Origin of the sequence: Mycolicibacter senuensis, from assembly GCF_002101885.1 — a bacterium.
Lineage (GTDB): Bacteria > Actinomycetota > Actinomycetes > Mycobacteriales > Mycobacteriaceae > Mycobacterium > Mycobacterium senuense.
In genome coordinates this window covers 38,671-62,321 of record NZ_LQPS01000027.1, presented here as the reverse complement: position 1 = coordinate 62,321, position 23,651 = coordinate 38,671, and the positions used below count along the sequence as shown (strand labels likewise).

The window sequence follows — 23,651 nt, the reverse complement described above, 5'->3', positions numbered from 1 at the left end:
GAAATCGACCAGGCGGGGACGCGCCGGAGCCGTCACAACACCCCCCTCACTGGAGACTCCGCGTCACGACGCAGCACGGAATCGCGTCGCACAGGTTCTCTCCGTCCGTCCAAGTTCTCTCCGAGACCCGCGTCACCATAGCGCCCCAACGTGCCGTTGGCGACCATCGGACCATACCTGATGACTGCGTGAGAAGGAGATCGATTCGTTCCAACGTCCGCAGGTTTCCTACCGGACAGTAATGTGCCGCCACCTCAAGCGTCGGCGTTCTGTGCGGTATCGGTTGCGGCGGTGCCCGGTTCGGATTGCCGGACCGCGCCGTAGCGGGTTCGCAGTTCGGTCTTGAGCACCTTGCCGGCCGGGTTGCGCGGCAGCGCGTCGACGATCTCCAATCCTTTCGGGTGCTTATAACGCGCCAGTCGCTCCGTCAGAAAATCGTCGAGGTCGGCCAGCAGCAGATCGGCCCGGTAGACGGCGGCGACCGCGATCGGCACCTCGCCCCACTGCTCGTGCGCGCGACCGATCACCGCGACCTCGGCGATGTCGGGGTGACCGGCCAGGACGTTCTCCACTTCGGCGCAGTACACGTTCTCGCCGCCGGAGATGATCATGTCCTTCTTGCGGTCGACCACCCAGACGTAGCCCTCGGCGTCCATCCGGACCAGATCTCCGGAGTGGAACCAACCGCCGGCGAAGGCCTCGGCGGTGGCTTCGGGGTTGTTCCAGTAACCGCTCATCAGGGTGGGCGCCCGGTAGACGATCTCACCGACCTCACCGACGGGGACCTCGTTCATGTCCTCGTCGACGACGCGGGCGGTGACGGTCGGGATCACGGTGCCGACCGACCCGAGCTTCCGCACGGCGTCCTCGCCGAGCAAGATGCACGTCACCGGCGACATCTCGGTCTGCCCGAATGCCGCCAGGATCTTGGTGCCGGGGAAGGTCTCGGCCATCTGTCGCAGCAGCGCATCAGAGGCCGGCGCCGCCCCCCATGACATGGTCCGCAGCCGGATATCGCGCGGGTTGGCCTGCTGCTGGGCGCAGACGGCTTGCCACTGCGCGGGCACCAGGAAGATGCCGGTGACCTGCTCGGCGGCCAGCACGTCGAGCAGTTGGCCGGCGTCGAAGGCGCCGAGCGGGTTGATCACGGTCGGGATGCCCAGCCACATGCCGGGCAGCAGGTTGCCGACACCGGCGATGTGGAAGAACGGCACCCCGATGAAGGCCACGTCGTTCGTGCCGGTGCCGGCGGTGTGCAGTGCGGTCATGGTCTGGCCGACCAGGTTGGTGTGGGTGAGCACCGCGCCCTTGGGGTGGCCGGTGGTCCCCGAGGTGTACATGATCAGGGCCGGCGAATCGTTTTCGACATCCACCGGTTGATGCGGTGTGCCGGTCTCGGCGATCAGGTCGTCGTAGGCGATCAGACCGGGTGCGCTCCGGCCGTCCTCGCCGGGCCCCTGCGGCGGTCCGGCCACGACTATGGCGTCCGGGGCGTCCAGCAGATCGGTCAACCCGCGCACACCGACCGCCACCGGCACCAGCGCCGTCTCGGTGATCAGAACCCGCGCCTCGCAGTCGGTGACCAGGAAGGCGAGCTCCGGCGGGGTTAGCCGGAAGTTCACCGGGACGGCGATCGCGCCCAGCATGTTGGCGGCCAGCACCGCCTCGACGAACTCGGTCCGGTTGAGCATCAGGATCATGACCCGGTCGCCGAAGCCGACGCCGCGGCGGCTCAGCGCGTCGGCCAGTGCGGTGACCCTTTTCCGCAACTGCGCCCACGTGGTGGTCTGGCCCAGGAACCGCAGCGCCGGGGCGTCCGGTTGCATCAGCGCGTGCCGATCCAGTTGGTTGACCCAGTTCGCCCGTCGGGCGCGGTAGGGCTGTTCGGCGGGATCGGTTGTCGGATGGGTCAATCGGCTCTCCCGCCTCGTGACGATGACGCTGCGTCGACCCGCTGCGCCCGAGGCCGGGCCAGCGGCGCCGACCCGCTGCGATTGACGCTGAGACTAACCCGCAGCCAGTTGCTCGGCGCGGCGTTTGAGATTGTCGGCCAGGTATTCCAGTGCGTCGTTGGCGGCCTTCTTGAGCATCGGCTTGGGCACCGGCATCTGGGTTTCGACATCCATGTCGACGGTCAGCAGCGTGGTAGGTCCCATGCCGACCACACTGAACAGCTGCTCCTGCTTGGTGAAAAGGTCACCCTGCTGGAGCACGGTCTGGATCTGGGTCTCGCTGGGGTAGTAGACCGCCTGGATGAAAGTTCCGTCGAAGCCGGAGAACGAGGCGTCCAGCCGCACCTGGCTGGGACGGCCGTCGTCGTAGCGGTGCAACACCCACAGCCCTTTGATCTCTTCGTTCCACTGCGGGTACGCCTCGAAGTCGGCCACGATCGCCATGATGGTGGTGGCGTCGGCAGTGACTTCGACGGTCTTGCTCACGAGCGGCATCCGCCGAGCATAACCACCGGCGGAACGGCCGCCCGCTACACCTTCGCGGTTTCCAGCAGTGCCCGGATCGCGTCGGGGATCGGCACCGGCCGCCGGGTGGCGCGGTCGACGTAGACATGCACCCAGTGCCCCAGGGCAGCCACCGGACCGGCGCCTGCGTCATCGTCGACGCGGAACACCGCGAGTCGGTAGGTGACGCTGCTGCGCCCCAGCCGGGTGACCGCCAGCCCGACCGCGAGCCGGTCCGGGAAGCCCAGTTCGCCAAGGAAGCGGCAGCCCGACTCGGCCACCACGCCGAGTTCGGGCATGGCCACCGGGTCGAGGCCTGCGACGTTCGCCGCGATCCAGCCGTTGATCGCGGTGTCGAAGAGTTGGTAGTACACCGCGTTGTTGAGATGACCGAACATGTCGTTGTCGGCCCAGCGGGTCAGCACCGGCCAGTGCACCGGAAAGTCCTGGCTGGTCAGCCCTTCCGGGGCGGGCGGTACCGCGGAACTCATGGTTGTATTCCAACATGGTTGCCATCCTCGGCGCGGTGCTGGAGCGGATCGGGGCGCCACGGCCCTACGCCCGGTCGCGGCCGCTCGTGGTGTCCGAGCTGGACCTGGCCCCGCCGGGCCCCGGCGAACTGCTGGTTCGGGTGGAAGCCGCCGGGGTCTGTCACTCCGACCTGTCGGTGGTCGACGGCAACCGGGTGCGTCCGGTGCCGATGCTGCTCGGCCACGAGGCGGCCGGAATCGTCGAGGCGGTCGGCGTGGGCGCCGATGTCGGCGGCGTCGCGGTCGGCCAGCGGGTGGTGCTGACGTTCCTGCCGCGCTGCGGGCATTGCCCGGCGTGCGCCACCGGCGGGCTGACCCCCTGTGAGCCGGGCAGTGCGGCCAACGGCGCCGGCACCCTGCTCGGCGGCGACATCCGGTTGCGCCGCGCCGGCCGGCCGGTCCACCACCACCTCGGGGTCTCCGGTTTCGCCACCCACGCGGTGGTCAGCGCGACCAGCGCCGTGCCGGTGCCCGACGATGTGCCGCCGCCGGTGGCGGCGCTGCTGGGGTGTGCGGTGCTGACCGGCGGTGGCGCGGTGATCAACGTGGCCCGCCCGGCGGCCGGGCAGACCGTGGCGGTGGTCGGGCTCGGCGGCGTCGGCATGGCGGCGGTGCTGACCGTGCTGGCGCACGACGGGGTCGATGTGATCGCCGTCGATCAGCTCCCGGAGAAGCTCGCCGCGGCCAACGGTCTGGGAGTGCAGCGCACCTACACGCCACAGCAGGCGCTCGACGCCCGCGTGCGCGCGCCGATGGTGATCGAGGCGGTCGGGCATCCCGCCGCACTGCAGACCGCGATCGAACTGACCGCTCCCGGCGGGCGCACCATCACCGTCGGCCTGCCACCGCCCGACGCTCGGATCAGCGTGTCGCCGTTGAGCCTGGTCGCCGAGGGCCGGACGCTGATCGGCAGCTATCTCGGCTCGGCGGTGCCCGCCCGTGACATCCCGCGATTCGTCGCGCTATGGCGCGCCGGCAAGCTGCCGGTGCAACAACTGGTGTCGGCCACCATCGCCCTCGACGACATCAACGAGGCGATGGACCGGTTGGCCGACGGCGGCGCGGTGCGCCAGGTCATCACGTTCGACGCACCCTGATCTCAGGAGTCGCGGTGTTGCTGCGGTTCAAACGTGAAGTCGGCGGCCCGGAAGCGGCGGGTCATCGCCCAGAAGGCGCCGGCACTGCGCGGCCACTGGGTGACCACCCGACCGTTGGCGGCACGGAAATAGTTGCTGCATCGGGTGGTCCACACGGTGCCCTGCATCCAGCGGTCGATCTTGGCGATGAAGGCGGCCAGCGCGGCGGGCCGCACCGCGACATACGACCGGCGTCTGCGCCGCAGGTGCTTGAGCACCCGGACGACGTAGCGCGCTTGGGCTTCCAGCACGAAGATGACGCTGTTGGAGCCGACGTTGGTGTTGGGCCCGTAGAGCATGAAGAAGTTGGGGAAGCCGGGCATCGCCATGCCCAGGTAGGCGCGCGGCCCGTCGCGCCACGCCTGCCGCAGCGTGGTGCCGCCCTCCCCGGTCACCTCGATCTGACCGAGATAGTCGGCGGCGGCATATCCGGTGGCGCAGATCACCACGTCGACCTCGCACTCGGTGCCGTCCTCGGTGACCAGGGCGCCGGACCGCAGCGCTTTGGCGGGGCTGGTCACCACCTCGACGTTGGGCCGGCTCAAGGCGGGTAGGTAATCCGAGGAGAAGACCAGCCGTTTGCAGCCCAGCGGGTGATCGGGGGTCAGCGCGGCGCGCAACTCCTGGTCGGTGACGTTGGTGTCCAACAGGCGTCGCGCGGTGGCGGTGAACTCAGCCGTCTTGTCGCTGCCGTTCTCGATCACCGAGATGTTCGCCTCGCTGCGCAGCCACAGCCGCAGCCGATACAACCGTTTGGCCAACGGGATGCGGGTGAACGCCCAGTGCTCACGCGGGGTGTAGCTGCGATCGGGTTTGGGCAGGATCCAGGTCGGCGACCGCTGCACCGAATAGACCTTCGCGGCGACATCGGCCAATTCCGGCACCAACTGTGCGGCGGTGGAACCGGTGCCGAGCACGGCGATCCGGGCGCCGTCGAGTCGCACCGAGTGATCCCAGCGCGCCGAGTGCATCACGGTGCCGGTGAACGGCTGCTCTTGGGCGAGATCGGGTAGCACCGGCTGGGTGAACAGGCCGACCGCCGAGACCACGACGTCGTAGCGGTACTCGGTGCCGTCGGCGGTGGTCAGCCGCCACTGCCGGCGGTCGGCTTCCCAGGTCGCCGAACGGATCTCGGTGCGCAACTTCAGGTGCGGCTCCAGACCGTGATCGGTGGCGCAGCGTTCGAAGTACGCCAGGATCTCCGGTTGCTTGGACCACTGCCGTGACCAGTGCGGGTTCAGCTCGAAGGAGTAGGAGTACAGGTGCGATTTGACGTCGCAGGCCAGACCCGGATAGGTGTTGATCCGCCAGGTGCCGCCGACGCCGTCCTCCCGGTCGAAGATGGTGACGTCGGTGAAACCCGCCTGCCGCAGCAGGATTCCCAGCGCCAGCCCGCCCGGGCCGGCGCCGATGATGCCGACCGACAGCGGCCGCGGTCTGCTCATCGGATCTGTAGGCATTGACCGCCATCCACCACGAGTTCGGCGCCGGTGATGAACGATGCCGCGTCGGAGACCAGGAACGCCACCGCGTCGGCGACCTCGCCCGGCTCACCGAGCCGGCCGGTCGCCGAGACCGCCGCCAGCCGCTGCTGGGTGCCCTCGTCGAGCATCGGGGTGGCGATCGGCCCCGGGAAGACCGCGTTGACCCTGATTGCGGCGGTTGCGAGTTCGGCGGCGGCGGTCTGGGTCAGCCCGCGCAGCGCCCACTTCGACGATCCGTAGGCGCTGTGGTGCGGGAAGGGCCGGATCGCGCCGGTGCTGCAGGTGTTCACCACGGCGGCGCCGTCGGCCCGGCGGAGCTGCTCCAGTGCCGCCTGGATTCCCAGGAAGGGCCCGAGACAGTTCACCCGCCAGGCGTTTTCGAAGCCGTCCGGTGTTTCCTCGGCGATCGCGGCCCGGTGCAGCACACCGGCATTGTTGATCAGCGTGGTCAGCGACCCGAACCGTTCCACGGTCGCTGCCACGGCGGCGTCCCACTGCGGCCGGGAGGTCACGTCGAGCGGGATGCCGATCAGCGCGTCGTCGGTGCCCGCCGTGATCCGGCTGTCCAGGCCGGCTTCGTCGACGTCGCAGGCGGCCACGGCGAATCCGTCGGCGCGCAGTCGTTCCACGATCGCCGCGCCCTGTCCGCGGGCGGCGCCGGTGACCAGGGCGACGCGTGCCGGTTTCATCAGTGGCTGCCCCTGGCCTCGTTGAGGTGCTCGAGCGCTCCGCACCGTAACGCCTGGGATTCGGCTGCCAGCGTGATCATCTGGTAGCCCAGCGCGGCCAGCTTGCGTCCGGCCACACCGGATCCGCCGTGTGTCGCGGCGATCACGCCGGCGGCCGACGCCGCCCGGTGGATCTGGGTCATCGCCGCCCGCACGTCGGGGTCGGTGGTGGCCTGGGAGACCTCGACACCCATCGAGATCGCCAGGTCGGCGGGTCCGACGTAGACACCGGCCAGTCCGGGTACCGCGCAGATCTGTTCCACGTCGGCCAGCGCCGCAGCGGTCTCGATCATCGCGAAGACGTCCGCCCGGGATTCCAGTGCGGTCAGGTCGCGGCCCAGCCCGGACCGCAGCGGACCGAAGCTGCGGACGCCGGCCGGTGGGTAGTGCGCGGCTGCCACCGCGGTCGCCGCCTGCTCGGCGGTCTCGATCATCGCGATGATGACCGCGTCGGCGCCGGCGTCGAGCACCCGGCCGATCGGCGCGGCGTCCGCGTTCGGCAGCCGCACCGCGGTGGCGATCGGCAGGTGCTCGGTGTGCCGCAGCATGCCTGCGATCTCGGCGTCGTCGAGGTAGCTGTGCTGGGCGTCGAACCCCACATAGTCGTAGCCCGCCCGGGCGAACTCCTCCGGGCCCAGCACCGTCGGCCCGGTGATCCAGCCGCCCCACAGCGGTGACTGGTGGGTCAGCGCGGTGCGCAGCGCCGAGGTCATGCGACGATCGCGATCTTGACCCGGTCCGGCACCGGCCGGACCGCCAACTCGAAGGCAGCCTGCGCGTCGTCGCAGCCGAAGACATGGGTGAGGTAGTTCTTCAGCAGCTCGGGGTGCTCGGCGGCGAACTTGCCGGCGGCCTCCAGCATCCGCGCGCGGTCGTGCGTCACGCCGGAGATCAACGTCAGGTTGTTGCGCAACATGGTGCGCATGCTGATCGGGTAGCTGTCGTCGTCGGGGACACCGAAGTAGAAGACGGTGCCGCCGGGTGCGACGGCTTCGATGGCGTGGCTCAAGGTGGCGACCTGGTGGCCGACCGCTTCGATCACGATCTCCGGCCGGTCCGCGGTGTCCAGATGGCGCAGCCAGCGGTCGCTGGTGGACTGCACGACGGTGTCGACGCCGAAGCCGGCGGCGACCGCGCGGCGGTCGACCGGGTCGACTCCGGTGACCCGCCGGGCGCCGGCGGCCTTGGCGACCGCGCTGAACAGCAGGCCGATCGACCCCTGGCCGAGCACCGCCACGTGGCGGCCGGCCAGCTCGGTATGCTGCGCAACGGCTTCAATGGCGTAGAGCACGCACGCCAGCGGCTGCAGGCCCACCGCTTCGGCCGGCGTCAGCGTCGGGTCGAAACCGGCGAGTCCGTCGCCGTCACTGATCACCCGCTGCATCAGGCCGTCGAAACCGGAGGCCCACCCGACGACACGGTCGCCGGGGCGGTGCCGCGGGTGCCGGCTGGCGAGGACGTCCCCGACGATCTCGTGGATCGGGAAGCCGTTCTTCTCCGCCGCGCTGGCGCCGCTGTCACCGGGCAGCCTGCCCTGCGCGCCGCGGAAGGCGGGCAGGTCGCTGCCGCACACCCCGGCGGCGACGAAGGACAGCAGCACCTGTCCGTCGCCGAGCTGTTGCTCGGTGAGGTCGGGGACCTCGATACGCTCGAATTCGTACGGCGCGACCAGCCGGTGGACCCACATGCGTCAGACCTCCACCGGAATGGTGTTCCAGCCCCACTGGAAACTCGACGGCAGCCTGGTCGCACCGTCCTCGACGATGCGGAACTCGGGCACCCGGCGCAGCCACTCCTGCACCAGGACGGTCACCTCGAGGCGGGCCAGGTGGTAGCCGATGCAGAAGTGCTGTCCGCGGCCGAACGCCAGCGAGCGTTTGATGGGCCGGTCCCACCGGAATTCGTCGGGGTCGGGGTATTGTCGCTCGTCGCGGCTGGCCGAGGCCAGCAGCGTGATGATGCGCTGCCCCGGCGCGATGGTGGTGTCGTGCACGGTGAACGGCTTACGCGCGGTCCTTGCGAACCATTGCGCCGGCGCGCAATACCGGATCATCTCCTCGCGGGCGAGCTCCACCGCCGCCGGGTCGGCGCGCACCGCGGCGAGCTGGTCGGGCCGGCGGACCAGCTCCCACAGCCCGTGCGCGACGATCTTGGGCACCGTCTCGGTACCGCCGATGAAGATGCACAGCAGTTGGGTCGCCGCTTCGACGTCGTCGAGCGCGCGCCCGTCCGGCAGCCGGTAGGCCAGCATGCCGTCGACGATCGGCAGCCCGCCCGCACCCTGCTCGGCACGCCGGCGCTGCACGGCCGGGATCAGGTACTCCAGGTAGTTAGGTCGGGCCGCAGCCGTGTCCACCCCGGCGCCGGCCTGCGCGAGGCTGCCGGCGTTCACCGCCGCGAGCACCTCGCCGGCCAGCTCGAGCGGGACGCCCAGCAGCTCGCAGACCACTTGGGCCACCACGATTCCGCCGTAGTCACAGGTGAGGTCGAACCGGCCCTGCGGCAGCAGCTCGTCGAGCCGCTGATTGGCCAGCACGCGGATCCGCTCGGTCCAGTCGGCTACCGACCTGGGCCGAAACGCCGGTGACTGCAGCCGGCGGATGTCGTCGTAGATCGGCTTGTCGAAGACGGCGTGAAACGGCAGCGGGTGCAGCGGCGGATCGGGGACGGGTCCGCTGTTGTGCTGTGCCAGCACGCTGGCCGCCGGCAGCGTTCCCTCGGAGGCGACGAAGGTACCGTCACTGACCGCCAGCACATCCCAGATGTCGTCGAATCGCGAGAGCGCAAACAGATCCCACTTGGGCACGTAGTACACCGGGTGGTGATCGCGCAGCACGCGATAGTACGGCAGTGGGTCGGCCATCACGGCCGGGTCGAACGGGTCGTACGAGAAGGCCCGGTCCGCCACCGCTGTCACTCGGCGCCTCGCTGGAGCGGGGCGGGCGGCAGCGCCTGCAGGATGGAGTCCTCCCAGCCGTCCCGCAGTGCCGGCGCCACACTCATCCAGGTCACGATCTCGGCCGGTGGCTGACCCTTCCAGGACGGGTAGTGCTGCGCGAAGCAGTCCCAGTCGCCGTCGAGCGCCCAGTAGTGGATGACCTCGTTGAAGCGGAAGGTGGTGGTGAACGAACCGAGCCAGCGTTTTCCGGTACGTTCCGACCACGGCACGTACAGGCGCTCCAACTCCCGGATGTAGTCGTCCTGGCGGCCGGGTTTGGTCTGCATGATCTCCTGGATCACCAACGTCGCGTCGAAGCCGGCGTCGCCGAGTTGCGCCAAGGTCTTGTTCTGCGGGGCGGGATACATGATGCGGCCCTCCCCAGCGGCCCCGATGCCGGCGAGATAGGCCGACCACTCGGCAGCGGGCTTCGCGTGGCTGCCGCCGCGGGCCTGCGCCCGTCCGATGCGGGCGTAGTCGGCGAACGCGTCGATCTCCCAGATGATGGTGACCTGCGGCCAGTGGCCGTTGTAGCGGGTGGTCTCCCACAGCGCGAACGGCCGGGCGCCCAGTTCGGTCATCATCGGCTGGTAGATGCCGGTGAACTTCCCGGTGAACTCGTCGGTCGTGCCCCGGCCGAGGTCGATCGTCTCATGCAGGTACAGCAGCGTGTGGTCATAGTACTTGCGCATCAGTCGACCGACACCAGATCGGAATCGACCGGCAGGCAACGCTTCTGATCGCTGCGGAACATCTCGGTGGAGTCCACTCGGAGGTCGGCCCGAGTGTCGGCGGCCAACAGGGCTTGCCTCTTGAAGGCCCGTCCCGCCACGGTGAGCACATGGCGCACCGCGTCGAGTCGCTGGTTGACGGCCACCGGCCAGCTTTCGCCCCACAGCACGACCTCGGTCACGCTGCGCCGCAGCGCGGACTGCACCCGCTGACGGATCCGGGGATCCCTGGCGAACGCGTCGGTGACGACGGCGAGGCCCTGCCTGGCCGTCTCGCCGCTGGTTGCCGACAGCTCGGTCTCCAGGTCGGCTGTCCGCACGCCGAGGATCTGCAGCGGGCGCAGGTCCTGCTGCGCCGGCACCATCACGTTGACGTCCCATCCGGTCGCCACCCGGTGATACAGCCAGCCGCCGGCGGCCTGCACCAGCGCGGTGACGTCGAGCGCAATGACATCCAGGTGGTAGCGCAGTTGCGGATCCTCGAACGGCAAGTCCAGCCTCGCAGCGCTGCTTGTCATCGCATCATCCCAGCTCGTCGTGACGATCTCAGGCGACGCCACCGGCCGGGCAGGGCTTGTCCGAGGGGGTGGCGCAACTCTGGAAGATATTACAGTTGAGGCATAAATTGTAAAGTCACGATCTGAACAAGGGGAGGGGTGACACGACGTGAGCCTGGTCGCCGGACACGGCCCGCTCAGCACCGAGCGCGCCGGTTGGTTCTCGCCCGAGATCGCCACCAGCCTGGTTTATGTCGAGCCGCACCCGCGCCGGGTACAGGCGGTCAGTGCCGATCACCCGGTGCTCGACACCGAACGCGTCCTGCTGGTGCACCGCCAGGGCCAGCCGCTGTCCTACGCCTTCCCGGTTGATGTCGTCGGCGATCTGCCGCGTCGGCCGGTGCCGGAAGCCCCGGGGTTCGTGCAGGTGCCGTGGGAGGCGGTGGATGCCTGGTTCGAGGAGGGGCGCCGGCTGGTGCACTATCCGCCGAACCCGTATCACCGCATCGACTGCCGACCGACGCGGCGGACGCTGCGCGTCGAGGTCGCCGGCGCGGCGCTGGTGGACACCGACGACACGGTGATCGTGTTCGAGACCGCCCTGCAGCCGCGGCTCTACGTCGCCCCCGGCCGCGTGCGCACCGACCTGCTGCAGCCGTCGGAGACCTCGACCTACTGCAACTACAAGGGTTACGCGACGTACTGGTCGGCGGTGGTCGGCGACACGGTCATCGCGGACGTGGCCTGGAGCTACCCGGACCCGCCGCCCGAAAGCCTGCCCATCGCAGGGTTTTTCAGCTTCGACATGGGCCGTGTCGGCGGGTTCGCCGACCTGCCGGAACCCGCGGCCGCGCCGGAGCGCTAGATCCGGGCCTGCTCGGCGATCTTGTTGTCGCTGGTGCGCAGCGGTCGGATCAGCCCGTCCTGGGCGAAGGAGGCGATGAGATCCCCCTCCTCGGTGTGCACCGTGCCGCGGACGTAGGACATACCCGCACCCACCTGGGTGCTCTCATGGCCATAGAGCAGCCAGCCGTGCCACCGCACCGGTTCGTGGAAGCTCACTGTGACCGTCATCGGCGCGGTGGACACGGTTAGATGCGACTGGCTGGTGCCGATCCCGGCGTGGGCGCGCATCGTCGTCGAAATGCCCAGATGGCCGGTGAAATAGGCGATCAGCGCCTTGGCGAGGTCGTCGCGGGTGGGGATGGGGTCATAGTGCAGCCAGGCGTGGATCTCCGGCGGTCCCACCTCGTCTGGACTGTTGACGTCGACGACATCGACGAGGCGCACTTGCCGGCCGATCATCGGCATTGCGCAGGGATTGGCCTGCGCGGGCGACGCGACGTTCGGGCGGGGCAGGTGGTGGCGGATGACATCGGCCGACGGGACGTCGGCGAGCACCGTCATGGTCGCGCAGCGCTTGCCGTTCTGCAGCACCGAGACGACCGCGGTGGCCGTGGAACGGCCCTCGTTGACCACATCGATGACGTATTCGACCGACGGGCCCACCAGGACAGCGCGGGCGAACACCGCGTGCACCGATCGGATCGACTTGTCGCCGAAGCGTTTTGCCACCCCGACGATGGCCTGCGCCAGCAACTGGGTGCCTTCGACCACCTGCCGCTCATCGTCGGCGGCCAAGCCGGTCGCGCCGGTGAACCGGTCCGGGCCATCGGCGTTCACCTCGAACAGCTCGAGCAGCCCGGTGACCGACCAGGGCGTGGCCGGCGAGGAGATCTCGGTGGACTCAGTAGACTGCGCCATTCCGCGAGCGTGACATTTCAGTCACGTTTTGTAAAGTGGGCGGGGTTGCGCCCATGAACGCAGGCCAGGAGGACGACCCTGTTGAGCATCGCCGAAACGAGCCTCGACCCCGACACCCCGGCAGCCGGTCTGACGCCCACCCGGCTGGCCGGCGGCTTCTGCTTCGGCGAGGGCCCACGTTGGTTCGAGGGCCTGCTGTGGTTCTCCGACATGCTCGGCGAAGCGCTGCACACCGTCGACCTGCACGGCTCGATGACCACGGTGGCCCTGCCCGGCCACACCCCGAGCGGCCTGGGTTTCCGGCCGGACGGCTCGCTGCTGATCGCATCCGCCCACGACCGTCAGGTGCTCTGCTACGACGGTGACGCGATCAGCACCGTCGCCGACCTGAGCGAACTCGTGCCGGCCGACCTCGGCGACATGGTGATCGACACGGCCGGGCGCTGCTACATCGGCTCGCAGGCGTATTCCGGCGGGGTCATCGTGCGGGTTGATCCCGACGCCGGCGTGCACACCGTCGCCACCGACCTCGACTTTCCCAACGGGATGGTGATCACCCCCGACGGCGGCACGCTGATCGTCGCCGAGTCCATCGGCCGGCGCCTCACCGCGTTCACCGTCGGCGCCGACGGCGGTCTCGGTGACCGCCGGGTCTTTGCCGACGGCCTCGACGGTCCGCCCGACGGCATCACCCTCGACGCGGCCGGTGGGGTGTGGACGTCGATGACGCTGGCCCACCAGTTCGAGCGCATCACGCGGGGCGGCACCGTCACCCAGCGCATCGACATCGGCGAGCGGGCCGCGATCGCCTGCACGCTGGGCGGGCCGAAGCGCCGCACCCTGTTCCTGCTGTCCAGCACCGACGCCTACCCCAAGCGACTGATCGGGACCCGTGAGTCCCGCGTGGACACGGTGACCGTGGAGATCCCCGGCGCCGGGCTGCCCTGAAAGGGATTGGTCCGAACGTGGAAAAGACCGTGGAAAAGGCCGATTTCTACTACGAACTGCTCGACGCGGACGATCCCCGGGGCGAGAAGTTCGCCGCCACCGACCTGGTGCGCGGCACCTGGTCGGCTCAGATTCAGCACGCCGCACCGGTTTCGGCGCTGCTGGTGCGGGCGCTGGAGCGCCAGGCGGCCCGCGACGACACCCGGCTGAGCCGGGTCGCCGTCGACCTGCTCGGTCCGGTCCCCGCCGAGGGTGCGCTGTGGGTCCGCGCCCGGGTCGAGCGGGCTGGCAAGCAGATCGAACTCGTCAGCGCCGAGATGCTGGCCCCGGGTCCCGACCAGCATCCGCGTGCGGTCGCCCGCGCCACCGGATGGCGGTTGCAGACGCTGGACACCACCGAGGTGGCGAACGCGTCGGCTCCCCCGCTGCGGCCGGTCGATGCGGCGCGCTGCACGGATATGCAGGCGAACTGGGACCGCAACTACGTGCACAGCCTGGACTGGCGGTGGCTGACCAAGCCGCTGGCTCCCGGCGCCGGCGAGTCCTGGATCCGCCCGATCGTGGACCTGGTGGCCGGCGAGCCGATGACGCCGCTGCAGCGGCTATTCGCGGTGGCCGACGACGCCAACGGGGTCGGCACGAAACTCGACATCCGAAAGTGGACGTTCCTCAACACCGACCTGGTGGTGCACGTCCACCGGATTCCCGACGGCGAGTGGGTCGGGATCCGCGCCGAGACCAACTACGGGCCGGACGGCATCGGGACGACCATCGGCACCCTCTTCGACGAGCAGGGCGCGGTGGCGGGCATCCAGCAATCGGTGCTGGTGCGGCGGCGTTGATCAGGCCGGTAGCGCCGGTGGGAGCAGCTCGACAAGGCGCAACCGCGGCCCGATGATCATCGACGCGACCAGCCGCCCGGCGTCCTCTGCGCACGCGATACCGCCGGCAGGTGCCGATCGGACGGTCGAGGCCCGCACCTGGGTGCCGACGAACTCCGCATCCAACGCCGCCGCCCAGGCGTCGAATTCCCGCCGGTGGGCGGCATCGGCCCACCCCACCAACTCCGGGCTGACCAGCACCACATCGCCGGGCCCGTTGGCGATCATCGCCGGAATCACCTGCGTGGCAAGGATTTGCGCCCCCACCCAGGTTCGCTCGGCCGACAGCCCGAAGTCGGTGATGAGCACGTCCGGTGTCCCGATGAGGTACTCCGCGGTGGCCAGGAAGCCCCTGATCGTCCGCGGGTCGGCGAAATCCAGCCGGGCGGCGAACGCGCTTCTTCCGCCCTGCCGTAGCTGCGCCGCGAACCGTTCGGCGCGGTCGGGTTGTCGGCTTCCGATCAGCACCAGGTGACCGTGGGCCGCCAGTCGCGCCGCGGCGGTCTGCGCGATCCCGGACGCCTCGGTGATGATCATGACGGCTCGCGGCGGGTGCGCCCGCTCCTCGTACGTGACTTGTGGTGCTTCGATCACGATAATTGCCCTACCGACCCGTCCAGTGGTCCCGCGACCGTGAGGAACGATGGCCAAGCACCGAACCAGCGTGACACTGACGCTATTTTTTGTAAAGTCTCCGATATGACCCGGAGCACGGTGGACGGCCCCGATAGCTCGACTCGGCAGCGGATTCTCGCCGCGACCGCCGAGGTGCTCGGCCGCAACGGGCTGACCAAGCTCAGCCTGTCCGAGGTCGCCTCGCAGGCCAGGGTGTCACGCCCGACGCTGTACCGGTGGTTCGCCTCGAAGGAGGAGTTGGTCTCGGCGTTCTCCCGCTACGAGCGGCATATCTTCGACAGCGGACTCCATGACGCCACCGAGGGCCTGAAAGGGACGGAAAGGCTCGACGCCGCCCTGCGTTTCATCGTCGACTACCAGCACTCGTCGACGGGCGTGCGGATGATCGACATCGAACCCAAGCACGTGCTCGGCGACTTCTCCCGGATCATCGTCCCGATGCGCGAAGGGCTGCAACGGATGCTGTCCGGTCCCGACGCCGCGGTGAAGGCCGCGGCGGCGATCCGGATCGCCATCTCGCACTACATCATCCGCAGCGACGACTCCGACCAGTTTCTCGCCCAGCTGCGCCAAGCGGTGGGTATCCGCCACCGCGACCAGCCGAACCGCCCGGATCAGTCGAACAGCACCGCGGCATTGAGGTAACCGGTCGGATCGAACGCGGCCTTGACCGTCCGCATCGCGGCGATATCGTCCGGCCCGCGCGACATCGGCAGGTAGGCGCGCTTGCGACTGCCCACCCCGTGCTCGGAACTGACATTGCCGCCGCAGTCGGCGATGAGCTCCATCATCGCCGCGTACAGCCCGGGTTCGGCGGCTTCGGAGCAGCGCAGCACGTTTAAGTGCAGGTTGCCTTCGCCGATATGGCCGAACAGCACCGGCAACGCCTCCGGGGCGTGCGTGCGCACCGCCGCGCCGGCAGCGGCGGCGAAACCGGCGACGGCGGCCAACGGCAGCGAGACGTCGAACTTCAACGGCGGACCGAAAACGCCCAGCACGTCGGCCACCGCCTCGCGCACCCGCCAGAGCCGCTGCCGGGTGGCGGTGTCGACGCCGACCGCCGGCTCGTCGCTGCACGACAGCTGCTGCAGCAGGCCGAACAGCCGGTCGGCTTGGTCGGTGTCGCCGGCCAGTTCCACCAGCAGCAGCCACTCGCCGCGCACCGGCGCGGCGACCCCGAGCCGCTCCCCGGTGAGCGCGGCGACCCGGGCGTCGATCAATTCGAGGGCGGCGATGCCGTCCAGATCGCGGAACGTCCGGGCGGCGCCGATCAGGGCGTCGAGGTCGGCGAAGCCGCAGACCGCGGTGACCCGATGGGCCGGCGCCGGCCGCAGCCGCAGCTCCAGGCCGGTGATGACGCCCAGCGTGCCCTCCGCGCCGACGAACAGCGCCGGCAGGTTGTAGCCGGTGTTGTCGGCGCGCACCGCACTGTGCCGGTTCAGCAGCGTCCCGTCGGGCAGCGCGACCGCCATGCCCAGCACCTGCTCACCCATGTTTCCGTAGTGCACGGTGAGCAGTCCGCCGGCGTTGGTCGATGCCATCCCGCCGACGGTTGCGGTGTCCCGGGCGGTCAGGTCGACACCGAATACCAGCCCGGCCGCCGCGGCGGCGCGTTGCACCGCCGCGAGGGTGACGCCGGCGCCCACCCTGATCCGGCGCTCGACGGTGTCGAGGTCACCGACGGTGTTGAGCCGCGCGGTGGACAGCAACACGTCGTCGTGTTCGGGGACGGTGCCGGCCACCAGCGAGGTGCGGCCGCCTTGGACGGTGACGTGTGCGCCGCCGTCCCGGCAGGCCCGCAGCACCGCGGCGACCTCCTCGGGGGATCCGGGCCGCACCAGCGCACCGGCCCGGCCCCGGTAGCGGCCGGTGTAGTCGACACTGTGAGCGGCCAGCACGTCGGGATCGTCGGTGACGTGGGCGTCACCCACCACTTCGGCCAGACTCCGCAGCAGGCTCGCTGTCACCGCCCCGGTTTATCACACACCGCGCTACCTTTCCCCTATGGCTACCCGCGAAGACGTCTCCTTCCGATCCGGCAGCGATCCGATCAGCGCCTGGCTCTACCGGCCCGACGACAGCGGCCCGGGCGGCGCACCGCTGCTGGTCATGGCCCACGGTCTGGGCGCCGTGCGCACGATGCGCCTGGACGCCTACGCCGAGCGGTTCGCCGCGGCCGGCTACGGCTGCCTGGTGTTCGACTACCGCAACTTCGGTGCGAGCGGCGGCGCGCCGCGCCAGCTGCTCGACGTGAACATGCAGTTGGCGGACTGGGCCGCCGCGGTCGACTTCGCCCATACCCTGGCCGGTGTCGACCCGGCCCGGATCGGGTTGTGGGGCACCTCGTTCGCCGGCGGCCACGTGATCGCAACCGCGGCACGGCTTCCGGTCGCGGCGGTGGTGGCGCAGTGTCCGTTCACCGACGGGATCGCCTCGGCGCGCACCATCCCGCCGCTGACGGTCGCCCGGGTCAGCCTGCTGGCAATGCGTGATCTGGCCGCGGCCCGGCTCGGCAACCCGCCGGTGATGGTGGCCACCGCCGGACGGCCCGGGGAGGTCGCGCTGATGAGCACGCCTGACGCCTACCCGGGCTACCTGAAGCTGGCCCCGGAGGGGCAGACCATCCGCAACGAGGTCGCCGCGCGGATCGGGATGAAGATTCTCGGCTACCGGCCTGGCCGGGCGGCGGCCAAGGTGAGCTGCCCGATCCTGTTCTGTGTCTGCGACACCGACTCGGTCGCCCCGGCCGGACCGACGCTGCGCTACGCCGAGCGCGCACCCCGCGGCACCATCAAGAGATATCCCGAGGGACATTTCGACATCTATGTCGGCGACGCGTTCGAACGGGTCATCGCCGATCAGCTGGAGTTCCTGGACCGCCATCTCAAGGCGGCCGGCTAGACCCGGCTAGACCCCCAGCGGCGATTCGACCCGGATCGTCTCGTCGCGGATCAGCCCGCGCAGCAGGGCGGTGCTGAACTCCGCGGCGATCTCCTTGGCGCTGCGTCGACCGCTGGGCCGCAACCAGCGGTAGGCCCCCAGCGTCATCCCGATGTAGCCGAGCGCCAGCACATGCGAATCGCACTGGTAGAACTCGCCGCTGGCGATACCCCGGTCGATCAGGCCGTGCACGTGCTCGTAGACCTGGGCTTCTTTCTCCCGGACCTCGGCGACCTGTTCGTCGGTGAACCACTCGGTGATGTAGGGCTGCTCCTGGAAGTAGACCGCCGCCCCCTCCGGGTTGACGGCGATCTGGTCGAGCAGTCGCACCGTGTACTGGTACAGCGCCTCGCGCGCAGTCCAGGTCGGGTCGTCGTGCACGGCGGCCAGCGTCCGTTCCGCGGCCTGCTGGTAGATGTCGTAGAGGATCAGCGACTTGCTGGCGTAATAGTGGTAGACAGTCGCCTTGTTCAGGCCGACCACATCGGCGACGTCGTCCATCCGGGTGCCGTGGTAGCCGCGGGCGGCGAACAACTTGGTGGCGACCGCGAGCAGCTCCTCGCGGCGGGAGGGCCCCTGGGCGGAGCTCCCCGATGCACCCTTGTCGTTTGGCATGTCCACTCGCTATCGGCCGGCCGGTGTCAACGGCGTATCAATCAACTGGTTGGAAGGATTCTATGCAGTCCGCCATCGCACCGTTGACGAGGCGACTAAACTGGGGGAATCCAAGCTGAGGGGTTGATGACATGGGTCCTGGTTACGGTTACGATCCGAATCCGGATTACGACATGAGCGACGAGGCCGAGTTCTTCTTCAAGTACCTGACCTGGGGCCTGCGCGGTGTCGACGGCGGCGGCGGCTACCCGCCGCAGAACTACCCGCCGATCTAACCCCGGCGCGCAGACCTGACGGCCCCCGATCCAGCACCGGATCGGGGGCCTTTTGCGTCCGCCCGACGGGTTCTCCTGCGCCGTGTCTTATCGTGACCACGTGACCTCCTCCCAGCCGGAACTGCCCGGGGCGTGGAATTTTCGCGACGTATCAGAGACGACCGGCGCACTGCGCCCGGGCCGGCTGTTCCGGTCCAGTGAACTGAGTCGCCTCGACGACCAGGGCCGCGAGCAGCTGGTGCGGATCGGGGTGGCCGACGTCGCCGACCTGCGGTCCCCGCGGGAAGTGACGCGCCGCGGGCCCGGCCGGGTGCCCGACGGGGTCGACATTCATCTGCTGCCCTTCCCGGATCTGGCCGCCGACCAGTCGCCCGAGAGCTCCTCGCCGCACGAGGACGCGTTCCGCAAGATGATGGCCGAAAAACCCGACGAGGACACCGCCGCCGACGTCGCGGCCCGCTACATGCTCGAGGAATACCAGCGCTTCCCGACGCTGGGCGGCTCCCGCCGGGCGGTGCAGCGAGTGGTGTCGCTGCTGGCGGCGGGCCGGCCGGTGCTGGCGCACTGCTTCGCCGGCAAGGACCGCACCGGGTTCGTCGTCGCGGTGGTGCTGCAGGCGGCCGGGGTCGACCGGGATGCGGTGGTGGCCGACTACCTGCGCAGCAACACCGCGGTCCCGGCGCTGCGGGACCAGATCATGGACATGATCCGGTCGCGGCCGGAAGACGAGATCACCCCCGAGGTGCTGACCTTCACCGAGGCCCGGCTCTCCGATGAGGTGCTCGGCGTGCGCGCCGACTATCTGGAGGCCGCCCAGTACTCGATCCAGCAGAACTTCGGGTCGCTGGACGCCTTTCTGCACGCCTCCGGGGTCACCGACGCCGACCGCGACGGCCTGCGCGCCGCGCTGCTCGACTGAGACCGTCCGACCGCTTCGCCCCAACGCCTGAGAGTGCGGTTCGGCCACCGCGCTACTGCAGCGAGAAGCTGGCCGCCTTGGCCGCCGACAGGTCGGCGATCGTCGACCACTGCGCCGCGACGTCGTCGACCGACGGCGGGTTCTCGAAGTTGGCTCCGGCGTTCTCGAACAGTGCCGCCCGCTGCACCTTGCCGCCACCGGCGATGAACACCGAGCCGGTCTCGGCGAGCTCTTCGGTGCACAGGTAGGCGACCACCGGTGCGACGTACTCGGGCTTGAGCTTCTCCAGCACCTCCGGCGGCAGGATGTCCTCGGTCATGCGGGTGGCGGCGATCGGAGCGATCGCGTTGGCCTTGATGTTGTACTTGGCGCCCTCGATGGCCAGCGTGTTGATCATGCCGACCAGGCCGAGCTTGGCAGCCCCGTAGTTGGCCTGCCCGAAGTTGCCGAACAGACCGCTGGTGGAGGTGGCCACCACCACCCGGCCGAAGCCCTGCTCGCGGAAGTGCGTCCAGGCGGCGCGCACCACGTTGTAGCCGCCGTAGAGGTGCACCTGCAGCACGGCGTTCCAGTTGTCGAAGGTCATCTTGTGGAAGGTGCCGTCGCGCAGGATGCCGGCATTGCTGACCACCCCGTCGACCTTGCCGAACTCGTCGATCGCGGTCTTGATGATGTTGGCCGCGCCGTCGCTGTCGGCGACGCTGTCGTAGTTGGCGACGGCCCGTCCGCCGGCCGCCTTGATCTCGGCGACCACCTCATCGGCCATGTTGTGCCCGGCTCCGGTGCCGTCCCGGGCCCCGCCGAGATCGTTGACCACCACTGCGGCACCCTCGCGGGCCAGGGTCAGGGCGTATTCACGGCCCAGTCCTCCACCGGCTCCGGTAACGACGACAACACGATCCTGCACTCCGGGCATGAGCTTCCTTCCTCGATTCGATCGCCACGATAAAACAGCCCTAGAAAAGCCTTCGCGCCAACTTCCAGGCCTTCTCTGTATACGGCGGGTAGATCATCGCGCTGACATCGGGTCGGGTCGGCTTGGTCAGCACCGTCTTGCGGTGGCTGAACTCCTCGAAGCCCCACCGGCCGTGGTAGGCGCCCATCCCCGACGGGCCGACGCCACCGAACGGCAGCTTGGCGGTGGACACCTGGAACACCAGATGGTTGACCAGCATGCCGCCCGAGGGCACCCGGCTGATCACCTTCTCGCGCACCGCGCGGGTCTTGGTGAACAGGTAGGCCGCCAGCGGCTTGGGCCGGGCGTTGACGAAGTCGATCGCGGCATCGACGGAGTCGACGGAGATCACCGGCAGGATGGGCCCGAAGATCTCGTTCGTCATCAACGCCTCGGCGGGATCGGGGTCGACGACCACGGTGGGTTCGATCCGCAGTGTCGCGGCGTCCGAGCCACCACCGAGCGCCACGGTACCGCGGGTGTCGGCCAGATACTTTGTGAGACGGTTGAATTGGCGTTCGTTGACGATACGCATGCCGTGCGTCTCTGGTGCCCGGAAGTCGGTGATGGCCGCGCCGATCCCGGCGACCAACTCGTCGCGGATCGCGGTGTCGGCCAACACGTAGTCCGGGGCGACGCAGGTCTGCCCGGAGTTCAGCAGTTTGGTGAAGGCGATCCGCTTGGCCGCGACATCGATGTCGGCGTCGGCGGCCACGATGCACGGACTCTTGCCGCCCAGCTCCAGCGTCACCGGAGTCAGGTGCTCGGCCGCGCCGGCCATGATCTTGCGGCCGATCTCGGTCCCGCCGGTGAACATCACCCGGTCGAAGCCCTGGGCGATCAGCGCCTGGCTGACCGCACCGTCGCCCTCGACCACCACGATCGCGTCGGGGTCCAAGTAGCGGGGCACCAACTCGGCCATCAGCCGCGACGAGGCGGGGGAGATCTCAGATGGCTTGAGCACCACGGTGTTTCCCGCCGCGATCGCACCCACCAGCGGTCCCAGCGTCAGATAGAACGGGAAGTTCCAGGCGCCGATGATCAGCACCGTGCCGTAGGGCTCGTACTCCACCCAGCCGCGGCCGGGCAGCTGGGCCAGCTCGAGCAGCCGGTGCTTGCGGCGCATCCACTTCTTGACGTGCTTGGCCGCATACCGCGCCTCGGCGGCGGTGCCGGCGATATCGGCCAGCCACGCCTCGAACGGCTTGCGGTCCAGATCGGCCGCGAGCGCCTCGGCGATCTGCGCCTCGTTCTCGTTCATCATCTGCTCGAGGCGGTTCAGCTGGGTGCGCCGCCAGCGCACATCGCGCGTCCGCCCGGTGGCGAAGGTGCCGCGGAGCAGGGCGACGACATCCGCGACGTCGGTAGTGGTGGTCATGGTCCATTCCTACCGCTGCGCGGCCGGCCATGCCGCGCGATCGGCGCAAGAAGGCCCGCTGGACAGCTGGTCAGTCGCGTACCGCGGTGACGAACTCCGAGAATGCATCGGTGTCGTCGCCCATCGGCACGTTCACCCAGCGTCCCAGCCGGCGCATCTCGTCGGTGGAGTGTTGCGCGGTCGCCCGCCACCCGTGCCCGTTGAGCCAGTCCGGCACCGCCGCGCGCTCCTCGTCGTGGTAGATCAGGTCCTGGATGTCCACGGTCTGCTCCAGGCCGATCTGCTCGGCGACCTTCTTGAATCGTTCCGACATCTCCTGGCGCCGCTGGTCGGCGTGGTTGGCCGCGGTCTCGGCCGCGATCCGGCTCCCGGGGGCGCTGAGCGCCGTGATCTGGTCGAACAGCCGATCCTGGGCGTCGGCCGGCAGGTACATCAACAGGCCCTCGGCCAGCCAGGCCGTCGGGGCTGACGGGTCGAAGCCGGCGGCGGTCAACGCGGCGGGCCAGTCCTGCCGCAGGTCGATGGCCACCGCGCGGTGCTGCACCGGCACGGTCACGTCGTGGGCCGCCAGCGTCGTCTCCTTGTAGGCCAGAACCTTCGGCTGGTCGATCTCATAGACCGTGGTCCCGGCCGGCCACTCCAGCCGGTAGGCCCGCGAGTCCAGTCCGGAGGCCAGGATCACCACCTGGCGGATCCCGGCGCCGACCGCCTCGGCGAAGTAGGCGTCGAAGAAGTGCGTCCGGACCGCCTGGTAGCTGCGCATGTGGTGATACACCGCGGCGATCTCGGGGTCCACCGACTCCAGCTTGTCGATCAGCGCCTCGTTGAGCAGCGTCTCCCACACCCCGGTGCCGGCGTTGGCGACCAGAAGTTTGGCGTAGGGATCGGAGATCAGCGGATCGGGACTGTCGGTCTCGACCGCGCGGGCGGCGGCCACCATCACCGCCGTGGAGCCGACGCTGGTGGCGATGTCCCAGCTGTCGTCGTGGGTGCGCAGTGTGCTCATCGGTTACCTCGCTAGCTTGCCGTCGGTATCGCAAGCCATGCTACCGAAAAAGTTAGTCGAGCTATTCACTGCTCCCGGCGGCCGGCGCCCCCGGCTGATGCAGCTGCCACAGCCGGTTCGCCAATAGTGCCTGCACGCTGGCGATCACCGCGGCCGACTCGTCGTGGTCGCCGAGTGCGGCGATGTAGAACCCGATCCCCCACAGCACGGCCAGCAACGTCTCGGTCAGGTCGCCGACCGAGGTCGCGGTGACCAGCTCGCCTCGATCGATGGCATCGATGAGCGCGTCGGTGAGGAACCGCCGGGTCGGCCCCTGCAGGTCACCGACCAATGCCCGCAGTTCCGGGTCCCGTTGAGCATCCAGCACCGCGGTGACCGCGAACGCCGCGGCCGTGCGGTCCGCCTCTCCCAACTGGGCGAACGCGTAGATGACCGACGACAGCCGTGCGATCAGGCCGTTCTCGGCGCGCGCCCGCTCGACGGCGTGGTCGAGAATCGATTCGTTGCGGTTGAGCACCGCCTGGTAGAGCAGTTGCTTGTTCGAGAAGTAGTGGTTGATCGCCGGCCGCGTCAGGTGCGCGCGGGCGGCAATGGCCTGAAACGTCGTCGCGTGGTAGCCGAATTCGCCGAACACACCGCTGGCAGCGACAATGATGCGCTCCCTGGTCAGCCCGGACCGTGCGCCGCGGGGACGCCCGAGCCGGTGGAACGCGACTTCCTGCATGAGATGAATTCTGACACCGCCGCCGTGACCCATCGGTAAATTCCACATTACGAACATTCACTTCTGCATCCCCAGATGCGTCCCGTCAGCGGCTCCGGCGAACTAAAGTC

Annotated in this window: 26 protein-coding genes; 8 read left to right on the top strand and 18 right to left on the bottom strand. The window is 69.3% G+C overall.

Annotated features, from left to right (window positions below; genetic code table 11):
• Positions 1-254: 254 nt before the first annotated feature.
• The 3 genes from fadD5 to AWC24_RS06090 all read right to left on the bottom strand — a co-directional run bounded on the left by fadD5 (position 255) and on the right by AWC24_RS06090 (position 2,947).
• Complete coding sequence (gene fadD5, locus AWC24_RS06100; RefSeq protein WP_109560344.1) at positions 255-1,937, bottom strand: fatty-acid--CoA ligase FadD5; 1,683 nt, start codon at positions 1,935-1,937, stop codon at positions 255-257.
• 69 nt (positions 1,938-2,006) lie between these two features.
• Positions 2,007-2,447 (bottom strand): SRPBCC family protein, encoded by a 441-nt coding sequence (locus tag AWC24_RS06095; protein WP_085083034.1) that lies wholly within the window; start codon positions 2,445-2,447, stop codon positions 2,007-2,009.
• Between the two features lie 35 nt (positions 2,448-2,482).
• Positions 2,483-2,947, bottom strand: a complete 465-nt coding sequence (locus AWC24_RS06090; protein ID WP_085083032.1) for an acyl-CoA thioesterase — start codon at positions 2,945-2,947, stop codon at positions 2,483-2,485.
• A 14-nt stretch (positions 2,948-2,961) separates the two neighbouring features.
• Here AWC24_RS06090 and AWC24_RS06085 point away from each other — a divergent pair, with 14 nt between their 5' ends.
• Positions 2,962-4,083, top strand: a complete 1,122-nt coding sequence (locus tag AWC24_RS06085) for an alcohol dehydrogenase catalytic domain-containing protein (RefSeq protein WP_085083072.1) — start codon at positions 2,962-2,964, stop codon at positions 4,081-4,083.
• A 2-nt stretch (positions 4,084-4,085) separates the two neighbouring features.
• Here AWC24_RS06085 and AWC24_RS06080 read toward each other — a convergent pair whose 3' ends face one another.
• The 7 genes from AWC24_RS06080 to AWC24_RS06050 are packed head-to-tail and all read right to left on the bottom strand — an operon-like array spanning position 4,086 to position 10,521.
• The gene (locus AWC24_RS06080) at positions 4,086-5,582 is read right to left on the bottom strand and encodes a flavin-containing monooxygenase (RefSeq protein WP_085083030.1); all 1,497 of its coding nucleotides are present in this window, start codon (positions 5,580-5,582) and stop codon (positions 4,086-4,088) included.
• Complete coding sequence (locus AWC24_RS06075) at positions 5,564-6,295, bottom strand: SDR family NAD(P)-dependent oxidoreductase (protein WP_085083028.1); 732 nt, start codon at positions 6,293-6,295, stop codon at positions 5,564-5,566. Before AWC24_RS06075 ends, AWC24_RS06080 begins: the two co-directional genes overlap by 19 nt.
• The gene (locus AWC24_RS06070) at positions 6,295-7,047 is read right to left on the bottom strand and encodes an HpcH/HpaI aldolase family protein (protein WP_085083026.1); all 753 of its coding nucleotides are present in this window, start codon (positions 7,045-7,047) and stop codon (positions 6,295-6,297) included. The genes AWC24_RS06075 and AWC24_RS06070 overlap by 1 nt, the downstream gene beginning before the upstream one ends.
• The gene (locus tag AWC24_RS06065) at positions 7,044-8,021 is read right to left on the bottom strand and encodes a zinc-binding dehydrogenase (RefSeq protein ID WP_085083024.1); all 978 of its coding nucleotides are present in this window, start codon (positions 8,019-8,021) and stop codon (positions 7,044-7,046) included. The genes AWC24_RS06070 and AWC24_RS06065 overlap by 4 nt, the downstream gene beginning before the upstream one ends.
• 3 nt (positions 8,022-8,024) lie before the next feature.
• Complete coding sequence (locus AWC24_RS06060; protein ID WP_049792980.1) at positions 8,025-9,197, bottom strand: cytochrome P450; 1,173 nt, start codon at positions 9,195-9,197, stop codon at positions 8,025-8,027.
• A gap of 50 nt (positions 9,198-9,247) precedes the next feature.
• Positions 9,248-9,964: an NIPSNAP family protein gene (locus tag AWC24_RS06055; RefSeq protein ID WP_085083022.1), complete on the bottom strand. Its 717-nt coding sequence runs from the start codon at positions 9,962-9,964 to the stop codon at positions 9,248-9,250.
• Entirely contained in the window at positions 9,964-10,521 is a 558-nt protein-coding gene (locus AWC24_RS06050; protein WP_085083020.1) for a hypothetical protein, read from the bottom strand. Before AWC24_RS06050 ends, AWC24_RS06055 begins: the two co-directional genes overlap by 1 nt.
• 148 nt (positions 10,522-10,669) lie before the next feature.
• Here AWC24_RS06050 and AWC24_RS06045 point away from each other — a divergent pair, with 148 nt between their 5' ends.
• The gene (locus AWC24_RS06045; RefSeq protein ID WP_085083018.1) at positions 10,670-11,365 is read left to right on the top strand and encodes a DUF427 domain-containing protein; all 696 of its coding nucleotides are present in this window, start codon (positions 10,670-10,672) and stop codon (positions 11,363-11,365) included.
• Here the strand turns inward: AWC24_RS06045 and AWC24_RS06040 are convergent.
• The gene (locus tag AWC24_RS06040; RefSeq protein ID WP_085083016.1) at positions 11,362-12,264 is read right to left on the bottom strand and encodes an acyl-CoA thioesterase; all 903 of its coding nucleotides are present in this window, start codon (positions 12,262-12,264) and stop codon (positions 11,362-11,364) included. The two genes, AWC24_RS06045 and AWC24_RS06040, sit on opposite strands and share 4 nt — an antisense overlap.
• A gap of 129 nt (positions 12,265-12,393) precedes the next feature.
• Between AWC24_RS06040 and AWC24_RS06035 the strand changes: the two genes are divergently transcribed.
• Both AWC24_RS06035 and AWC24_RS06030 read left to right on the top strand, forming a co-directional pair.
• Entirely contained in the window at positions 12,394-13,212 is an 819-nt protein-coding gene (locus AWC24_RS06035) for an SMP-30/gluconolactonase/LRE family protein (protein ID WP_085083070.1), read from the top strand.
• Positions 13,213-13,229: 17 nt separating this feature from the next.
• Positions 13,230-14,054, top strand: a complete 825-nt coding sequence (locus AWC24_RS06030; RefSeq protein WP_174813669.1) for a thioesterase family protein — start codon at positions 13,230-13,232, stop codon at positions 14,052-14,054.
• Here the strand turns inward: AWC24_RS06030 and AWC24_RS06025 are convergent, their stop codons facing one another.
• Positions 14,055-14,687 carry an SDR family NAD(P)-dependent oxidoreductase gene (locus tag AWC24_RS06025; protein ID WP_085083014.1) on the bottom strand — a complete coding sequence of 211 codons (633 nt, stop codon included), beginning with the start codon at positions 14,685-14,687 and terminating at the stop codon, positions 14,055-14,057.
• Positions 14,688-14,792: 105 nt separating this feature from the next.
• Here AWC24_RS06025 and AWC24_RS06020 point away from each other — a divergent pair, with 105 nt between their 5' ends.
• Positions 14,793-15,374: a TetR/AcrR family transcriptional regulator gene (locus tag AWC24_RS06020; RefSeq protein WP_085083012.1), complete on the top strand. Its 582-nt coding sequence runs from the start codon at positions 14,793-14,795 to the stop codon at positions 15,372-15,374.
• Here AWC24_RS06020 and AWC24_RS06015 read toward each other — a convergent pair.
• On the bottom strand, positions 15,344-16,684 hold the full coding sequence (locus tag AWC24_RS06015; RefSeq protein WP_085083066.1) for an FAD-binding oxidoreductase: 1,341 nt from the start codon (positions 16,682-16,684) through the stop codon (positions 15,344-15,346). The genes AWC24_RS06020 and AWC24_RS06015 overlap by 31 nt on opposite strands.
• 49 nt (positions 16,685-16,733) lie before the next feature.
• Between AWC24_RS06015 and AWC24_RS06010 the strand changes: the two genes are divergently transcribed.
• Entirely contained in the window at positions 16,734-17,630 is an 897-nt protein-coding gene (locus AWC24_RS06010) for an alpha/beta hydrolase (RefSeq protein ID WP_085083010.1), read from the top strand.
• 6 nt (positions 17,631-17,636) lie between these two features.
• Here AWC24_RS06010 and AWC24_RS06005 read toward each other — a convergent pair whose 3' ends face one another.
• Positions 17,637-18,284: a TetR/AcrR family transcriptional regulator gene (locus tag AWC24_RS06005; RefSeq protein WP_085083064.1), complete on the bottom strand. Its 648-nt coding sequence runs from the start codon at positions 18,282-18,284 to the stop codon at positions 17,637-17,639.
• Between the two features lie 131 nt (positions 18,285-18,415).
• Here AWC24_RS06005 and AWC24_RS21555 point away from each other — a divergent pair, with 131 nt between their 5' ends.
• Together AWC24_RS21555 and AWC24_RS06000 are read left to right on the top strand one after the other, a co-directional pair.
• The gene (locus tag AWC24_RS21555) at positions 18,416-18,559 is read left to right on the top strand and encodes a hypothetical protein (RefSeq protein WP_013827042.1); all 144 of its coding nucleotides are present in this window, start codon (positions 18,416-18,418) and stop codon (positions 18,557-18,559) included.
• 100 nt (positions 18,560-18,659) lie between these two features.
• A complete protein-coding gene (locus tag AWC24_RS06000; protein ID WP_085083008.1) occupies positions 18,660-19,478 on the top strand; it encodes a tyrosine-protein phosphatase in 819 nt (272 codons plus the stop codon).
• Positions 19,479-19,530: 52 nt separating this feature from the next.
• Here AWC24_RS06000 and AWC24_RS05995 read toward each other — a convergent pair whose 3' ends face one another.
• The 4 genes from AWC24_RS05995 to AWC24_RS05980 all read right to left on the bottom strand — a co-directional run bounded on the left by AWC24_RS05995 (position 19,531) and on the right by AWC24_RS05980 (position 23,541).
• Complete coding sequence (locus AWC24_RS05995; RefSeq protein ID WP_085083006.1) at positions 19,531-20,394, bottom strand: SDR family NAD(P)-dependent oxidoreductase; 864 nt, start codon at positions 20,392-20,394, stop codon at positions 19,531-19,533.
• Positions 20,395-20,434: 40 nt separating this feature from the next.
• Positions 20,435-21,811, bottom strand: coding sequence for an aldehyde dehydrogenase family protein (locus tag AWC24_RS05990; protein ID WP_085083004.1), 1,377 nt, complete (start codon positions 21,809-21,811; stop codon positions 20,435-20,437).
• Between the two features lie 70 nt (positions 21,812-21,881).
• Complete coding sequence (locus AWC24_RS05985) at positions 21,882-22,817, bottom strand: class I SAM-dependent methyltransferase (RefSeq protein WP_085083002.1); 936 nt, start codon at positions 22,815-22,817, stop codon at positions 21,882-21,884.
• Positions 22,818-22,878: 61 nt separating this feature from the next.
• Entirely contained in the window at positions 22,879-23,541 is a 663-nt protein-coding gene (locus AWC24_RS05980) for a TetR/AcrR family transcriptional regulator (protein WP_085083000.1), read from the bottom strand.
• Positions 23,542-23,651 lie beyond the last annotated feature (110 nt).

Bases quoted from the DNA above. Each gene is read 5' to 3' on its own strand.
- AWC24_RS06010 (WP_085083010.1), top strand. From the start codon at position 16,734: ATGGCTACCCGCGAAGACGTCTCCTTCCGATCCGGCAGCGATCCGATC.
- AWC24_RS06090 (WP_085083032.1), bottom strand. From the start codon at position 2,947: ATGAGTTCCGCGGTACCGCCCGCCCCGGAAGGGCTGACCAGCCAGGAC.
- AWC24_RS06085 (WP_085083072.1), top strand. From the start codon at position 2,962: ATGGTTGCCATCCTCGGCGCGGTGCTGGAGCGGATCGGGGCGCCACGG.
- AWC24_RS06020 (WP_085083012.1), top strand. From the start codon at position 14,793: ATGACCCGGAGCACGGTGGACGGCCCCGATAGCTCGACTCGGCAGCGG.
- AWC24_RS06005 (WP_085083064.1), bottom strand. From the start codon at position 18,284: ATGCCAAACGACAAGGGTGCATCGGGGAGCTCCGCCCAGGGGCCCTCC.
- AWC24_RS21555 (WP_013827042.1), top strand. From the start codon at position 18,416: ATGGGTCCTGGTTACGGTTACGATCCGAATCCGGATTACGACATGAGC.
- AWC24_RS06095 (WP_085083034.1), bottom strand. From the start codon at position 2,447: ATGCCGCTCGTGAGCAAGACCGTCGAAGTCACTGCCGACGCCACCACC.
- AWC24_RS06040 (WP_085083016.1), bottom strand. From the start codon at position 12,264: ATGGCGCAGTCTACTGAGTCCACCGAGATCTCCTCGCCGGCCACGCCC.
- AWC24_RS05990 (WP_085083004.1), bottom strand. From the start codon at position 21,811: ATGACCACCACTACCGACGTCGCGGATGTCGTCGCCCTGCTCCGCGGC.
- AWC24_RS06055 (WP_085083022.1), bottom strand. From the start codon at position 9,964: ATGCGCAAGTACTATGACCACACGCTGCTGTACCTGCATGAGACGATC.
- AWC24_RS06070 (WP_085083026.1), bottom strand. From the start codon at position 7,047: ATGACCTCGGCGCTGCGCACCGCGCTGACCCACCAGTCACCGCTGTGG.
- AWC24_RS06080 (WP_085083030.1), bottom strand. From the start codon at position 5,582: ATGCCTACAGATCCGATGAGCAGACCGCGGCCGCTGTCGGTCGGCATC.
- AWC24_RS06065 (WP_085083024.1), bottom strand. From the start codon at position 8,021: ATGTGGGTCCACCGGCTGGTCGCGCCGTACGAATTCGAGCGTATCGAG.
- AWC24_RS05985 (WP_085083002.1), bottom strand. From the start codon at position 22,817: ATGAGCACACTGCGCACCCACGACGACAGCTGGGACATCGCCACCAGC.
- AWC24_RS06050 (WP_085083020.1), bottom strand. From the start codon at position 10,521: ATGACAAGCAGCGCTGCGAGGCTGGACTTGCCGTTCGAGGATCCGCAA.
- AWC24_RS06075 (WP_085083028.1), bottom strand. From the start codon at position 6,295: ATGAAACCGGCACGCGTCGCCCTGGTCACCGGCGCCGCCCGCGGACAG.
- AWC24_RS06060 (WP_049792980.1), bottom strand. From the start codon at position 9,197: ATGGCCGACCCACTGCCGTACTATCGCGTGCTGCGCGATCACCACCCG.
- AWC24_RS05995 (WP_085083006.1), bottom strand. From the start codon at position 20,394: ATGCCCGGAGTGCAGGATCGTGTTGTCGTCGTTACCGGAGCCGGTGGA.
- AWC24_RS05980 (WP_085083000.1), bottom strand. From the start codon at position 23,541: ATGCAGGAAGTCGCGTTCCACCGGCTCGGGCGTCCCCGCGGCGCACGG.